Source organism: Propionicimonas sp. T2.31MG-18 (genome assembly GCF_964266745.1).
Taxonomy (GTDB): domain Bacteria; phylum Actinomycetota; class Actinomycetes; order Propionibacteriales; family Propionibacteriaceae; genus Propionicimonas.
Genome location: NZ_CAXWGX010000026.1, coordinates 1 through 14,896, shown reverse-complemented (window position 1 = coordinate 14,896; position 14,896 = coordinate 1). Strand labels below are relative to the sequence as shown.

At 71.6% G+C, this 14,896-nt stretch carries 10 protein-coding genes and 1 pseudogene; 4 read left to right on the top strand and 7 right to left on the bottom strand.

What is annotated here, in order from left to right:
• Window positions 1–7 precede the first annotated feature (7 nt).
• From ACFQQJ_RS10705 to ACFQQJ_RS10695, 3 genes and pseudogenes are all read left to right on the top strand, one after another.
• Window positions 8–1,531, top strand: coding sequence for a carbohydrate-binding domain-containing protein (locus tag ACFQQJ_RS10705; protein WP_377106350.1), 1,524 nt, complete (start codon window positions 8–10; stop codon window positions 1,529–1,531).
• A complete protein-coding gene (locus ACFQQJ_RS10700; protein ID WP_377106348.1) occupies window positions 1,528–2,496 on the top strand; it encodes a phosphodiester glycosidase family protein in 969 nt (322 codons plus the stop codon). Before ACFQQJ_RS10705 ends, ACFQQJ_RS10700 begins: the two co-directional genes overlap by 4 nt.
• A gap of 7 nt (window positions 2,497–2,503) precedes the next feature.
• A pseudogene (locus tag ACFQQJ_RS10695) lies at window positions 2,504–3,487 on the top strand (glycosyltransferase); the annotation flags it as partial.
• A 22-nt stretch (window positions 3,488–3,509) separates the two neighbouring features.
• On the opposite strand, the gene ACFQQJ_RS10690 reads toward ACFQQJ_RS10695, so the two are convergent.
• The 3 genes from ACFQQJ_RS10690 to ACFQQJ_RS10680 form a co-directional block, all read right to left on the bottom strand.
• Entirely contained in the window at window positions 3,510–4,847 is a 1,338-nt protein-coding gene (locus tag ACFQQJ_RS10690; protein ID WP_377106347.1) for a glycosyltransferase, read from the bottom strand.
• Window positions 4,848–5,083: 236 nt separating this feature from the next.
• Window positions 5,084–8,650, bottom strand: a complete 3,567-nt coding sequence (gene nifJ, locus ACFQQJ_RS10685) for a pyruvate:ferredoxin (flavodoxin) oxidoreductase (protein WP_377106345.1) — start codon at window positions 8,648–8,650, stop codon at window positions 5,084–5,086.
• Window positions 8,650–10,272, bottom strand: a complete 1,623-nt coding sequence (locus ACFQQJ_RS10680) for an NAD(P)-binding protein (RefSeq protein WP_377106344.1) — start codon at window positions 10,270–10,272, stop codon at window positions 8,650–8,652. The genes nifJ and ACFQQJ_RS10680 overlap by 1 nt, the downstream gene beginning before the upstream one ends.
• Window positions 10,273–10,456: 184 nt before the next feature.
• Here ACFQQJ_RS10680 and ACFQQJ_RS10675 point away from each other — a divergent pair, with 184 nt between their 5' ends.
• Complete coding sequence (locus ACFQQJ_RS10675; protein WP_377106342.1) at window positions 10,457–11,473, top strand: alpha/beta hydrolase; 1,017 nt, start codon at window positions 10,457–10,459, stop codon at window positions 11,471–11,473.
• 37 nt (window positions 11,474–11,510) lie between these two features.
• Here the strand turns inward: ACFQQJ_RS10675 and ACFQQJ_RS10670 are convergent, their stop codons facing one another.
• The 4 genes from ACFQQJ_RS10670 to ACFQQJ_RS10655 are packed head-to-tail and all read right to left on the bottom strand — an operon-like array spanning window position 11,511 to window position 14,665.
• Window positions 11,511–11,921, bottom strand: a complete 411-nt coding sequence (locus ACFQQJ_RS10670; protein WP_377106341.1) for a Fur family transcriptional regulator — start codon at window positions 11,919–11,921, stop codon at window positions 11,511–11,513.
• Window positions 11,908–12,891: a metal ABC transporter permease gene (locus ACFQQJ_RS10665; RefSeq protein ID WP_377106339.1), complete on the bottom strand. Its 984-nt coding sequence runs from the start codon at window positions 12,889–12,891 to the stop codon at window positions 11,908–11,910. Before ACFQQJ_RS10665 ends, ACFQQJ_RS10670 begins: the two co-directional genes overlap by 14 nt.
• Complete coding sequence (locus tag ACFQQJ_RS10660; protein WP_377106338.1) at window positions 12,891–13,730, bottom strand: metal ABC transporter ATP-binding protein; 840 nt, start codon at window positions 13,728–13,730, stop codon at window positions 12,891–12,893. The genes ACFQQJ_RS10665 and ACFQQJ_RS10660 overlap by 1 nt, the downstream gene beginning before the upstream one ends.
• Window positions 13,721–14,665: a metal ABC transporter substrate-binding protein gene (locus ACFQQJ_RS10655; protein ID WP_377106336.1), complete on the bottom strand. Its 945-nt coding sequence runs from the start codon at window positions 14,663–14,665 to the stop codon at window positions 13,721–13,723. Before ACFQQJ_RS10655 ends, ACFQQJ_RS10660 begins: the two co-directional genes overlap by 10 nt.
• Window positions 14,666–14,896 lie beyond the last annotated feature (231 nt).

The window sequence follows — 14,896 nt, the reverse complement described above, 5'->3', positions numbered from 1 at the left end:
ACCCGATATGAACTCCTTCCGCAAGCCCAACCTGACCAGGCTGGCCGCCGGCATCGCCGCGGTCGTCGCCTCCCTGACCCTCGTCGCCTGCTCGGCGTCAGGCACCGCCGCGAGCACGACGAGCGCGGCGGCGGGTGGCACGTCCAGCACGCTGGCCGCGTCCGCCGCTGCGGCGCTCGCCGACAACGTCGAGAGCCACGCCGAGGACGGTGACACCGACTACGACGCGGCGGACGCCACCACGATCACCCTCGCCGACGGGGCGTCCACCACCAGCTCGTCCGACGGTGTCGGCATCGATGGCGACACGGTGACGATCACCGCGCCCGGCACCTACGTGCTCACCGGCACGCTCGACGACGGCCAGGTGGTCGTGGACAGCGACGCCGAGGGCAAGGTCCGCATCGTGCTCGACAACGCGTCCATCACCAACGCCGACGGCTCCGCGCTGGTCATCACCGCCGCCGACGAGGCGGTCGTGGTGCTGGCCGACGGCTCGTCCAACAGCCTCACCGACGGCACCGGCTACGACACCTCGGCGGACGACGCCCCGAACGCGGCGTTGTTCTCGATGGCCGATCTGACCATCGGCGGCACCGGGTCGCTGACCGTCACCGGGAACACCGGGGACGGCATCGCCAGCAAGGACGGCCTGGTGATCTCCGGAGGCACGATCACGGTCACTGCCGTGGACGACGGCATCCGCGGCAAGGACTACCTCATCGTGACCGGCGGCACCGTCACCGTCGACGCCGTGGACGACGGCCTGAAGTCCGACAACGAGACCGACGACACCGTGGGCTACGTGCTCGTCCAGGGAGGGACGGTGACCGTCGCCACCGGCGACGACGGCATCCACGCCGAGGGCGACCTCGCGGTCGAGGGCGGCACGCTCACGATCACGCGGTCGACAGAGGGCCTGGAGGGTTCCACGATCACCATCGCCGGCGGCGAGACCCGGGTGACCGCGTCCGATGACGGCCTGAACGCGACCCAGGGGTCGACGGCGTCCGCGACGCAGGGCGGCCAGGGTGGCGGCAGCATGCAGGACGACGGCTCGCTGCTCACGATCAGCGGTGGCACGCTCACCGTCGACGCCGGCGGCGACGGCCTCGACTCCAACGGCACGATCGTGGTCACCGGGGGCACCACCACCGTCAACGGACCCACGATGAACGGCAACGGTGCCCTCGACAGCAACGGCGGCATCACCGTCACCGGCGGCACCCTGGCGGCCGGCGGGTCGTCCGGCATGGCCGAGAGCCCCGGGTCGGCGTCCACCACCGGCTGGATCGCGGTCGCGTTCCCCTCCGCGGTCCCCGCCGGGAAGACGGTCACCGTCGTGAAGGACGGGACGGTCGTGGCCACCTTCACCACCACCAAGGAGACCGCCTCGCTGGTGGTCGCCGCCGAGGGAATCACCAGCGGCGAGAGCTACGAGATCCAGGTCGACGGCACGACGGCCACGACCGTGACCGCCGGGCAGGCGATCGCCGGCGGCATGGGCGGTGGCGGACGGAGGCAGCCGTGACGCTGCCGTCCGGGCTGGACGCCGAGCGCAGGGCCGCCCGCCGGGTGCACACCCGGCGAGCGTTCCTCGCCGGCGGGCTGGGCACGGCGCTCGCCGTCGGCGGGGGCACCGCCTGGGCGCTCGACCGGTTCGTGATCGAGCACGTCGAGGCCACCAACACCTCGGCGAACACCTCCTCCACGGTCACCGCCGCGACGGCCGCGTCCGACGGCAGCTACACCGCCGACTCCTACTCCTCGGGCACCGCGAGCATCGCGGTCTCCACCCACACGCGTGGAAGCGGCGACGACACCGTCACCTGGTTCGTGGCCGACGTCACCGTCAGCGACGCCACCATCGTGCGGACGGCGTTCGCCAACGACACCTTCGGCGAGAACGTCATCGCCAACCCGTCCGCGATCGCCGCGCAGGTGGGCGCGGTGCTCGCGATCAACGGCGACTACTACGGGTTCCGCGACACCGGGATCGTGATCCGCAACGGAGTCGCCTACCGCGACCGCGGTGCCCGGCAGGGCCTGGCGTTCCGCACGGACGGCTCGATGCGGCTCTACGACGAGACCACCACCTCCGCGGCGACGCTGCTCGCCGACGGGGTGTGGAACACGCTGTCGTTCGGGCCCGGCCTGGTCGAGGGGGGCACGGTGATCAGCGGGATCGACAGCATCGAGATCGACACCAACATCGGGAACCACTCGGTGCAGGGCCGGCAGCCGCGCACCGGGGTCGGCATCGTCGACGACAACCACTTCCTGTTCGTGGTCGTGGACGGCCGCGCCACCGGCTACAGCCGCGGCATGACGATGACCGAGTTCGCGCAGGCCTTCGTCGACCTGGGCGCCCGGACCGCGTACAACCTCGACGGCGGCGGCAGTTCGGCCATGGTGTTCCACGGCGAACTGGTGAACAACCCGCTCGGCACGGGTCGCGAGCGGGGCACCAGCGACATCCTCTTCGTGGCCGGGTGAGGCGGCCGTGATCGTCCTGATCCCGGCCTACGAGCCGGACCACCGCCTCCCCGACCTCGTCCGTGACCTCGCCGGCGTGGAGGGCGTGCAGGTGGTGGTGGTCGACGACGGCAGCGGCCTGGAACACGCAGCCGTGTTCGCCGACGCGGCGGGCGCGGGGGCGGAGGTGCTCGCCCACGCGGAGAACCGCGGCAAGGGCGCGGCCCTGCGGACGGGCTTCGCGCACGTGGCCGTGCACCATCCGGGGGAGGCGGTCGTCTGCGCCGACAGCGACGGGCAGCACACGCTGCTCGACATCCTGCGCGTCGCGGCCGCCCTCGACGACGATGCCGACGTGGTGCTCGGCGTCCGCCGGTTCACCGGGACGGTGCCGCTGCGCAGCCGTCTCGGCAACCGGATCGCCGCGGGGCTCTTCCGCCTGGTCACCGGCACGCCGGTGACCGACACGCAGACCGGCCTGCGGGGGTACCCGCACCGGATGCTGGGCTGGCTCGCCCGGGTGCCGGGCGAACGTTTCGAGTACGAGCAGAACCTGCTGCTGCGTGCGAGCAGGGACGGCCTGGCGATCCGTGAGGTGGAGATCGCGACGGTGTACCTCGAGCACAACCGGTCCTCGCACTTCCGCCCGCTGTGGGACTCTGCGCGCGTCCTGCGCCCGCTGCTGGCGTTCGCCGCGGCCTCCCTGGCCGGCTTCGCCGTCGACTCCGTGCTCCTCTTCGCGCTCTACCCGCTGCTGGGCAGCCTCGCCGCGGCGGTCGTGCTCGCCCGGCTGGCCAGCGCGGGGGTGAACTTCCTCGCCAACCGGCACCTGGTGTTCGGGGCCGGCCCGGATCCGCTGTGGCCCGCGGTGCGCCGCTATGCGCTGCTCGCCGCCGGCGTGCTGGTTGCGAACCTCACGCTCATGGAGCTGCTCACGCCGGCGACCGGCGTGGTGACGGCGAAGCTGGCCACAGAGGGGATGCTCTTCGTCGCCGGCTACCTGGTTCAGAGCCGGCTGGTGTTCGTCCGCCCGGTCAGCGCCCGGACGCGGGGGCCGGCTTCGGCCGGCTCCACCAGTGCCGGCGCTGCGGTACCGGTTCCAGCGACGCCTGCTCCGACGACTCGAAGGTCGCCGTCACGCGACGCCGGGGGAACACCCGCCGCCCGTAATCGGGGTCGAGGCCCTCGGTGAGCGCCACCTCGCGGCCGGCGGCCAGCGCCTCGTAGATCTCGACGAACTCCCGGGACTGGTTCGCGATCGTGAAGCGTGCGGCCAGCTCCTTGCTGCGCTCACTCGCCGCCCGCGCGAACTCCTCGTCCTTCAGGGCGTTGAGCATGCTCACCATGGCCCCGGCCAGCGACACGGCGTTCGGCCGCGCCAGGACGGCGTTCACGCCCGGCTCGACGACGAGGCGCAGCTCGTGGTCGACCATCACGAACGGCAGGCCCGCGTGCGCGGCCTCGTGCAGCACGAGTGCCTGGGTGTCGGTGAGCGAGGCGAACACGAACGCGTCGCCGGAGGCGTAGTAGGCGCCGAGCTTCTCCCTGGGGATCTGTCCGGGCAGCTTCACCCCGCCGAAACGTGCGGCCCGCTGAAGGCGTCGCCGGAGCGTGACCGGCGTCTCACGCCAGTCGCCGACGATCATCAGCTCCACGCCGGGGATCTGGTCGCGCACGAGCTCGAACGCGTCGAGCATCAGCCCGATGCCCTTCTCGAGCGAGATCCGGCCGACGTAGATCAGCCGCGGGCCCTTGCCCCTGGGCACCGGCGGGAGCGCCGGCAGGGCGTCCGTGCCGTTGGGCACGACGCGCACCCTGGCCGTCGGCGCGATCTCGAGCACGCGCTTGGCCGTCTTGTCCGACGGCGTGGTCACCAGGTGGGCGTCGGTGAGCATCTTGGACGCCAGCTGCAGCAGCTCCACCTGCGCGCCGCCGCGGCGCGGCCGCTTGAGCTTCAGCTTCTTGATCTGGTCCCAGGTGCTCTCCGCCATGTGCAGCTCGTACACCTTGTAGGCGGCGTTCAGGAACGGCACGACGTGCCAGTAGTGCTCGGCGTAGGCCTCCAGGTCGGTGTGCCAGGTGATCACCAGCGGCTTCCCGGTGCGCTCGGCCACCCACATGCCCAGCAGGCCGATCGGTCCGAGCCCGTGGACGTGGATCACGTCCGGCGGGTTCGCCACCATCTGGGCCAGCCGGTAGTCGAAGTCCTGGCCCATCGACAACCGGATCTGCGTGCCGGGGATGGGGACGCTCGGCAGCCGGATCTCGCGGCGGTTCGGGTGCCCCGCGTGCGGGTTGGGGCCCTTCGCCTCCGGCGCGACGAGCAGCACCTTGTGGCCGGCGGCCAGCACCTGCTCCTCCAGGAACTGCACGGCGTAGAGCAGCCCGCTGTGGGCGGGGCCGTAGTTGTCGGTGAACTCTGCGATCGTGAGCGGACGGTCGGTCCGTGACGGCGCGGGGGACGGGACCTCTTCGTCCGTCGCCTCGGGTGCGTTGTCGCTGATCGGATGCCTCCTCGCGCGGGTACAGCCAACACTGTAGTGCCCTGCGGTGCCCCGGCGCGGGGCGCGCGGGTGGCTTCCGCCCGTCCCGCGCGCCCCGCCGCGGCTCAGTTGCCGACGACCTCGGTGAACCTCTCGGCACCGCGGGTGGCCATCTCCTCGTACTCCGCCCAACGGCGGTTCACCTGCTCCTGCCCCAGCTCCAGCAGGCGCTCGGCCGACTCCGGATCGGAGTTCATCAGCATCCGGAAGCGCAGCTCGCGCGTGTGGTACTCGCGCAGCGGCATCCGCGGACGCGGCGAGTCGAGCAGGAACGGGTTCTTGCCCGCCGCCCGCAGCACCGGGTTGTACCGCATCAGCGGCCAGTGCCCGGACGCCACCGCGGCGTACTGCTGGTCGAGGCCCTTGCGCATGTCGATGCCGTGGGCGATGCAGTGGCTGTAGGCGAGGATCAGGCTCGGGCCGTCGTAGGCCTCCGCCTCGCGGAACGCCTTCAGGGTCTGCTGCGGGTCGGCGCCCATCGCCACGCGGGCGACGTACACGTTGCCGTAGGCCGTGGCCTGGAGTGCCATGTCCTTCTTCGTCGTGCCCTTGCCGGCCGCGGCGAACTTCGCGACCGCGCCCAGCGGTGTCGACTTCGACGCCTGGCCGCCGGTGTTGGAGTACACCTCTGTGTCCAGCACGAGGATGTTCACGTTGCGGCCGGAGGCGAGCACGTGGTCGACGCCGGCCGAGCCGATGTCGTAGGCCCACCCGTCGCCGCCGACGATCCAGACCGAGCGGCGCAGCAGGTGGTCGGCGACCGAGCGGAGGTCCTCCACCGCCGGCCCGGACATCGTGTTCAGCAGGGCCTTCAGGGCGTCCACCCGCGCCCGCTGCTGGGACAGTTCCGACTCGTACTGCTGGGGGGCGTCCAGGATCGCGTCCACGGTCTGGTCGCCCAGCTCGTCGCGCAAGGCCTCCAGCCGGCGCCGCGCCGTGGCGGTGTGCAGGTCGGCCGCCAGCCGCAGCCCGAGCCCGAACTCGGCGTTGTCCTCGAACAGCGAGTTCGACCAGGCAGGGCCGCGCCCGTACTTGTTGGACGACCAGGGCGTGGTCGGCAGGTTGCCGCCGTAGATGGACGAGCACCCGGTGGCGTTGGCCACCGTGGCCCGGCCGCCGAACAGCTGGGTGAGCAGCTTCAGGTACGGCGTCTCGCCACAGCCCGAGCACGCGCCGGAGAACTCGAACAGCGGCTCGAGGAACTGGGTGCCGCGCACGTTCGCGAAGTCGATGCGCGAGCGCCGGTTCACCGGGATGGTCTCGAAGAACCGGACGTTCTCCTTCTCCTTCGACCGCTCCATCACCGGGGCGAGGTTGATCGCCTTCCGGGAACCGCCCGAGCCGAGCGGCTTGACCGGGCAGGCCTCCACGCACAGGCCGCAGCCCGTGCAGTCCTCCGCGTACACCTGCAGGGTGTAGCGGGAGCCGGGGAAGCCGGCAGCGTTCAGCGGGGCGGACGGGAAGCCGTCCGGCGCGCCGTCCAGGGCGGACTCGGTGTAGTACTTCGCCCGCAGCACCGCGTGCGGGCACACGAACGCGCAGTTGCCGCACTGGATGCAGGACTCCGGATCCCACTCGGCGATGATGTCGGAGATGTTCCGCTTCTCGTACTTCGTGGTGCCCGAGGGGTAGGTGCCGTCCACCGGCAGGGCGCTCACCGGCAGGTCGTCGCCGGTGCCCAGCAGCATGGATGCCGTCACGTTGCGCACGAACTCGGGGGCGTCGGCGGGCACGGGCGGGATCATCGCGACCTCGCCGACCGGCTCGGCGGGAACCTCGATGCGGTGCAGGTGCTCGACGGACGCGTCCACGGCGGCCTCGTTCTTGGCGACCACGTCGGCACCCTTGCGGGCGTAGGTCTTGCGGATCGTCCGCTTGACCTCCTCGATCGCCTCCGCGCGCGGGAGCACGTTGCTGATCGCGAAGAAGCAGGTCTGGAGCACGGTGTTGGTGCGGCGCCCCATGCCGGCCCTGCGGGCCACCAGGTTGGCGTCGATCGCCCACAGCTCGATGCCGAGCTCGATGATCCGCCGCTGCATCGGCAGCGGGAGGTGGGCGAACACCTCGGTGCGCTCGTAGGGGGTGTTGACCAGCAGTACGGTGCCGGGGCGCGCGAACTCCAGCACGTCCACACGCTCGAGGATCGACCAGTGGTGGCAGCCGATGAAGCCGGCCTTGCTCACCAGGTAGGGCGCCTCGATCGGCTTCGGGCCGAAGCGCAGGTGCGACACGGTGCGCGAGCCGGACTTCTTGGAGTCGTAGACGTAGTAGCCCTGGGCGTAGGTGCCCTCGATGGCGCCGAGGATCTTCACCGAGTTCTTGTTCGCGCCGACGGTGCCGTCCGAGCCGAGGCCGTAGAAGACGGCCCGCAGCGTGGCGGGGTCCTCCAGGTCGAGGCTCGCGTCGTAGGGGAGGCTCAGCATCGTGACGTCGTCGTTGATGCCGACGGTGAAGCGCGGACGCGGAGCGGGCAGGGCCAGCTCGTCGAAGACGCCCACCACCATCGCCGGGGTGAACTCCTTGCTGGACAGGCCGTAGCGCCCGCCGACCAGCAGCGGCATCGCCGGCCGGCGTCCCGCGGCGTGGGCCTCACCGATCGCGGAGGCGATGTCGAGGAACAGCGGCTCGCCGCCGGCGCCCGGCTCCTTGGTGCGGTCCATGACCGCCACCACGCGGGCGCTCGCCGGGATCGCCGCCAGCACCTGCTCGGTCGGGAACGGCCGGTACATGCGCAGCTGCACGACGCCGACCTTCTGGCCGTGGGCGCACAGGTACTCCACGGTCGAGCGGACGGTCTGGGCCCCCGAGCCCATGATCACGACCACCCGGTCGGCCTCCGGGTCGCCGTAGTACTCGACGAGGTCGTAGCCGCGGCCGGTGAGGGCCGCGAACTCGTCCATCGCCTGCTTCACGATCCCGGGCACCTCGAGGTAGTACGGGTTCGCGGACTCGCGTCCCTGGAAGTAGGTGTCGGGGTTCTGGGCTGTGCCACGGATGTAGGGGTGCTCCGGCGACAGTGCGCGGCGACGGTGGGCCTGCACGAGGTCCTCCGGCACCAGGGTGCGCAGCTGGGTGTCGGTGAGCAGCTCGACGGAGTTCTCCTCGTGGCTGGTGCGGAAGCCGTCGAAGAAGTGCACGAACGGCACGCGCGAGCGCAGGGTCGCCAGCTGCGCGATCGCCGCGGTGTCGTGGGCCTCCTGCACGGTCGAGGAGTTCAGCATCGCGAAGCCGGTCTGGCGGACGGCCATCACGTCCTGGTGGTCGCCGTAGATGCTCAGGCCCTGCGCCGCCAGCGATCGCGCGGCCACGTGCAGCACCGTGGAGGTGAGCTCGCCCGCGATCTTGTACATGTTCGGGATCATCAGGAGCAGGCCCTGCGACGCGGTGAACGTCGTGCTCAGAGCACCGCCCTGGAGCGCGCCGTGCAGGGCGCCGGCCGCACCACCCTCGGACTGCATCTCGATGACGGTCGGTACCATGCCGTACACGTTGGCCTGGCGCTTGGCCGACCACTCGTCCGCCAGTTCGGCCATCGTGGACGACGGCGTGATGGGGTAGATGCTGCACAGCTCGTTGAGGCGGTAGGCGGCGGACGCTGCCGCTTCGTTGCCGTCGATGATGACGCGGCTCATCACTTCTCCTCGATCATCTCGATCGCGTGCACGGGGCACTGCTCGTAACAGGTGGCGCACCCGGTGCACCGGTCGTAGTCGAAGCGGTAGCGCAGGCCCTTGCCGAGCTTGATCACCGCGTCCTCAGGACAGGAGCCCAGGCACCCGTCGCACTCGAAGCAGTTGCCGCAGGACAGGCACCGGGCCGCCTCGACGTGGGCCTGCTCGTCGGACAGGCCGCCGACGATCTCGTCGAAGTCGGTGATCCGCTCCGAGGCCTCCAGTTCGGGCTGGGTGGTGCGCCGGGCGTCGCCGAAGTACCACAGGTGCAGCTTGTCGAAGTCGGCGAGGTCGTGCTTGGGCCGCCGGGCGACCTCCCGGTGGGCGAGCCAGGCGTCGATCTCGATCGCCGCGCGCTTGCCGTGCCCCACGCCCACGGTCACCGTGCGCTCGGACGGGACGGCGTCGCCGCCGGCGAAGATGCCGGGGACGTCGGTCATCAGCGTGCGCGGGTCGACCTTGACCACGTCGTGCTCGAAGTGCATGCCGGGGATGCGGCGCAGGAAGTTCGAGTCGGTCTCCTGCCCCAGGGCCAGGATGACGGTGTCGGCCTGGAGCTTCTCGAACCGCCCGGTGCCGCGGGCCCGTCCGCTCTCGTCGAGCTCCATGATCTCGACGGTGAGGTCGTCCTCCTCGACGCTGCTGATCGTGCGCAGCCAGTTCATCTTCACGCCCTCGCGCAGCGCACCCTCGCGCTCCTCGGCGTGAGCCGGCATCTGGTCCTCGGTGCGGCGGTAGACGATGATCGACTCCTCCGCGCCCAGCCGGCGGGCCACGCGGGCCGCGTCCATCGCGGTGTTGCCACCGCCGTAGACCGCCACCTTGCGTCCGATGAGCGGACGCTCGCCGGAGGCGACGTCGCGCAGGAAGCTGACCGCGTCCACGATCTTGGACGCGTCGCGGTTGGGGATGTCCACCCGCTTGGACAGGTGGGCGCCGATCGCGACGAAGGTGGCCTCGAAGCCGCCCTCGGCCTGGTCGGCCATCAGGTCCTTGACGGTGTAGTTGGTGACGATCCGCACGCCCAGGTCGACGAGCCGCGCGATCTCCGCGTCCAGGACGTTGCGGGGGAGGCGGTACTCGGGGATGCCGTAGCGCATCATCCCGCCGGGGGAGTCGGAGGAGTCGCGGATCTCCACCTCGTGGCCCAGCTTGGCCAGCTGGTAGGCGGCGCTCAGGCCGGACGGGCCGGCGCCGATGATCAGTACCTTCCGCCCGGAGGAGAACCGGGGCTTCTCGAAGGTCCAGCCCCGCTCGATGGCGAGGTCGCCGAGGTAGCGCTCCACGGAGTGGATCGACACGGCGCCGTCCAGTTCGACGCGGTTGCAGGCGGTCTCGCAGGGGTGGTAACAGACGCGGCCGTGGATCGCCGGGAACGGGTTGTTCCGCACCAGCTCGCGCCAGGCGGCCTCCTCCTGGCCGGCCTTCACCAGCCGGAGCCACTCCTGGATGTTCTCCCCAGCGGGGCAGCGGTTGTTGCACGGGGGCAGCAGGTCGACGTAGACCGGCATCCGGGTGCGAACCGGAGCAACGCGTCCGGCTCCCACCGCGAGGTCGGGGAGTCCGGTGATATCACGGGCCATGGCACGCCCTTCTTCAGATGTTTTGCTGATTGACGGTTGCAATGTACTCCGGCTCGGACCCATGTGCTGACAAGGAGATTTATGCAATGTGGCAGGCGCGATATTGAGGCTTCGGAGGCCCTTTCCGTGCCGGGCGCGACAGCGGTGCTAGCCTCCTGCACGGCCGCGCCGCGAAGGAATCGCCATGACCCTTGAGCACCGCACCCCGCCCGAGCGGGCCTGGTTCCGCCGGCTGATGCCGCTGCCCGCCCCGCCGCAGGTGCCTCCCCGCCCGACCATCGACGCCGACCAGGCGCGGGCACGGTTCGCCGGCCTGGCCGCGCGGGACGCGGACATCCCCGAGGCCACGCGGAGCGTCCTGCTCGAGCCGGAGGGCGGGGCGAGCGCCACCGTCGTCGTCTGGCACGGGTTCACCAACGCGCCGTCCCAGTTCGGGCAGGTCGGTGGCCAGCTGCGCGCGGCCGGCTACCGGGTGCTCGTGCCGCGGATGCCGCACCACGGCCAGGCGGACGTGCTCACCCGCGACCTCGCCACGCTGACCGACGCGGAGCTCGTCGAGCACGCCTACGACTGTGTCGACATCGCCGCCGGGTTCGGCGACCCGGTGTGGGTCATCGGGCTGTCCGCCGGTGCCACGCTGGCCGCCTGGGTGGCGGCCACGCGTACCGAGGTGCGCCGGCTCGTGCTGGCCGCGCCCCTGGTGGCGCCGAAGGGCTTCCCGATGCCGCTGGTGCGCGCGTTCGTGCGCTACCCGGCGATTGTTCCGGGCTTCTGCTACTGGTGGGACCCGCGCAAGAAGGCCGACCTCGGCCACAGCCCGTACGCCTACCCGGGCTTCCCCGTCCCCGGGCTGATGCCGTACCTGAGGCTCTCCGAAGCGCTGTTCGACCACTCGGTGGCCGCCGGGCACCGGCTGGAGCGGGTCGTCCTGGCCAGCAACCCCGGTGACTTCGCGATCCGGCGGGACGCCGCGCGCGATTTCGCGTCCGGAGTGTTCGCCCCGCACGCGGACGTGTTCGCCGAGGCGTCGGTCGACGGCGGGCTGAAGTGGATGCACGACTTCGTCGACCCGTGGTCGCCGGGGGCGGGGACCACGGAGCAGGTCGTCGCCATCCTGGCCGCGTGCCTGGGCGTCGGCGAGCCGGACGCGGGCGGCGTCCTCGTGCCGCCGCTGGTGCCGGAGCAGTCCGCCGGCGCCTGAAGTCCGGGCGGCCCGGAGGTGCCCCGTGGTTTGCGGATCAGCCCGCGCAGGCCGCGCAGGTGCCGAAGAACTCCAGTTCGTGGTCGACCTGGGCGAAGCCCTGCTCAGCGGCCAGTGCCCTGATCTGCTGTTCCAGCGAGGGGATGTTGACCTCGACCGTGCGCCCGCAGCGCCGGCAGATCAGGTGGTGGTGGTGGCCGGGGGAGCAGATCCGGTAGGCGATCTGGCCGTCCGGGGTGCGGATGGCGTCCAGCTCCCCGCCCGCAGCCATCGCCTGGAGCGTCCGGTAGACCGTGGCCAGCCCGACCCCGGAGCCGTCGTGCCGCAGCCGGTCGTGGATCTCCTGGGCGGAGGCGAAGGTCGGCAGGTCCTCGACCGCCCGGCGGATCTCGCTGCGCTGCCGGGTGTTGCGGGGGCCGGCGGCACGGGTGTGGTCAGTGCTCGTCATAGTGGTCCTCGTGGGCGGCGTGCCGGTGCCCGTCGTGCACGTAGTCGGTGTGGCCGGCGTGCTGGACGGCCAGGTGCCCGCAGTTCTCCTGGTGCACGTGCGGGTGCACCTCGGTGGGCTGGTGGGCCAGGAGCGCCTCGTCCGGCAACTCGACGACCCGGCGCGTGCGCCGCTCCAACGCACGGGAGGCCGGCCAGCTGATCGCGAACAGCGTGATCGCGATCACCACGATCAGAGGGCCGGGCGCGGTGTTCAGGTAGTAGGAGCCCACCGTCCCGCTGGTGGCCGCGAGGGCACCCAGGCCCATCGCCGCGAACAGGCCGCGGCGGAACCCGATCACCAGGTGGTTGGACGTGGCCACCGGGACCACCATCAGGGCGCTCACCAGCAGCAGGCCCACCGTCCGCATCGACACCGTGACCGTGATCGCGGCGAGGCTCACCACCACGATGTTCAGCAGCCGGACGGGCAGTCCGATGGACCGCGCGAACGGCTCGTCGGCGCTCACCGCGAACAGCTGCGGGAGCAGGCCGATCGCGACCGCGACGATGACCACGCCGAGGATCGTGATGTACAGCAGGTCCTGGCCGGTCATCACCAGGAGCGAGCCGAACAGGTAGCCCGACAGCGTCCCGGTGCCCTGCCCGGCCAGCCCGGCCAGCAGCAGACCGGCTGACAGGCCGCCGTAGAAGAGGATCGCGAGGCCGACGTCCCCGCTGGCCCGCCCGGATTCGCGGAGCAGCTCGATCGCCACCGAGCCCGCGATGCAGATGGCGACCGCGACCGGCAGCGGCGTCATGCCGGTGAGGAGGGCGAGGCCGACGCCGGCGACCGCGAGGTGCCCGAGGCCGTCCCCGAGCAGGCTGAGCCGCCGCTGCACCAGGAAGGTGCCGATGGCGGGCGCGGTCAGGCCGGTGATCAGCGCGGCGATGAGCGCGCGCTGCATGAACGCCAGGGAGAGCCAGTCCATCAGCCGACCTCCAGCCCGGTGCGCGTCGTGTGCGGGCGTTCGACCTCGTCGATCTCGTGGCCGCCGTGCGCGGCGCGGTGGTCGTGCCCCTCGTGCTCGTGGTCATCGTGGTCGTGCTCGTGGTGGCTGTAGCCGGGCGGCATCACCCGTCCGTCAGCCAGCACGATGCTGCGGTCGATGAGCGGACGGAAGCAGCCGAGCTCGTGCAGCACCATCACGATCGTCGCGCCGCGGGCCTTCAGGCGTCCGGCCACCCCGGCGAGGAGCTCCTGGGTGTTCCGGTCGACGCCGGCCAGCGGCTCGTCCCACAGCATCAGGTCGGCGCCCGTGGCCAGGGCGCGGGCGATCAGCACGCGCTGCTGCTGACCACCCGAAAGCCGGACGAACGGGTAGCGGGCCCGGTCGGCAAGGCCGACCTCGGCCAGGGCGTCGTCGACGGCGCGGCGGTCCGCTGCGGACGCGGGCAGGAACGCCCGGCGCCGGCTCAGCCGTCCGCTGGCGACCACCTCGCGGGCGGTCGCCTGCTGCACGAGGATCCCGCCGCGCTGGGGGACGTACCCGACGCGCCGCCAGTCGCGGAAGTCGTCCAGGTCGGTGCCGAACAGCGCGATGCGTCCGCGGTGGGGGACGAGGCCGAGCAGCGCACGCATCAGGGTGGTCTTCCCCGAGCCGTTGTTGCCGAGGATGGCGACCATCTCGCCGGGCCGGATCTCCAGGGAGGCCTCCCGGACGATCGGGACGCCGTTCAGCACGACGTCGACGGACGTGGCCGTCACCGCGGCGTCCGCCGTGGTCGTCGCGGCCGCGACCGTCGTCGTCGGTTCGTCGTTCAGGAGCACTGGTTCGCTGTCTTGAGGGAGGCGCCGTTCGCCCGCATCACCTCAAGGTAGTCGGTTCCGCGCGACTCGGCGGTGATCCCCTCCAGCGGATCGAGCACGTCGGTCTTCAGCCCGAGGTCGCCCGCGATCGACTGGGCGACGACCGGGGAGACCAGGGTCTCGAAGAAGATCGTGGTGACGTTGTTGTCCTTGGCGATCTTCTGCACCTCGGCGATCCGGGCGGCGCTGGGCTCGACGTCCGGCTCGACGCCGTTGATGCCGACCTGGGTGAGGCCGTACCGGTTCGCGAGGTAGCCGAACGCGGCGTGCGAGGTGATGAAGGGCTTGATCGCACAGCTGCCGAGGTCGGTCTTCAGAGTGGTGTCGAGCGCGGTGAGGTCGGCGACGAGCGCCTCGGTGTTCGCCGCGAACGTCTTCGCCGCCTCCGGGCGGGCGCTCGACAGCGCGTCGCGGACGTGCTCGGCGATCGTCACCATGTTGGTCGGGTCCAGCCAGGTGTGCGGGTCCGCGGCAGCGGTGTGGCCGTCGCCCTCCGCGCCGTCCTGGCTCGCCGCCAGCAGGGAGAGGAACGAGGCGGTGTCGACGCTCGCCCGCGGCTTCGCCTGTGCGACGGCGGTGTCGACGGCGGGCTGGAAGCCGGACTGGTAGACGACCAGGTCGACGCTCGAGAGCGAGGCGACCTGCTGAGGGGTGAGTTCCAGGTCGTGCGGCTCGACCCCGGGCGCGGTGAGGTTCGTCACGGCGACCTGGTCGCCGCCCACGCGCTCGGCGACGAACTCGAAGGGGTAGAACGCCACCGACACGGCGAGCCGGGTCGTCCCGCCGCTCGACGCCGGCGCGCCGGACGCCGGGGCGTCCGAGTAGGCGGAGCAGGCCGCAAGGCCCAGCATGGCGGCGGCCGACACGGCCGCCAGGGTTCCCCTCAAGATCTTCATGACAATCATTCTCATAATCAAGTGGGACCTTGTCAACTCGAGTCCCTCCTCCTCGCCCCTCCAGCCCGCTCCCCCGCCCGCTCCCGCCCCGTCCCGCCCGCCGCCCTCCTCACCCCGTTCCTGCCCCCGATTGCCACGCGCGCTGCCGGGATTCCGGCAGCGCGAGTTGCACTCGGCAGCGAACGCCGCGGCGGGGCTGGTGGGACGGGCTTCCCTCGCCCCGTCCCCGCC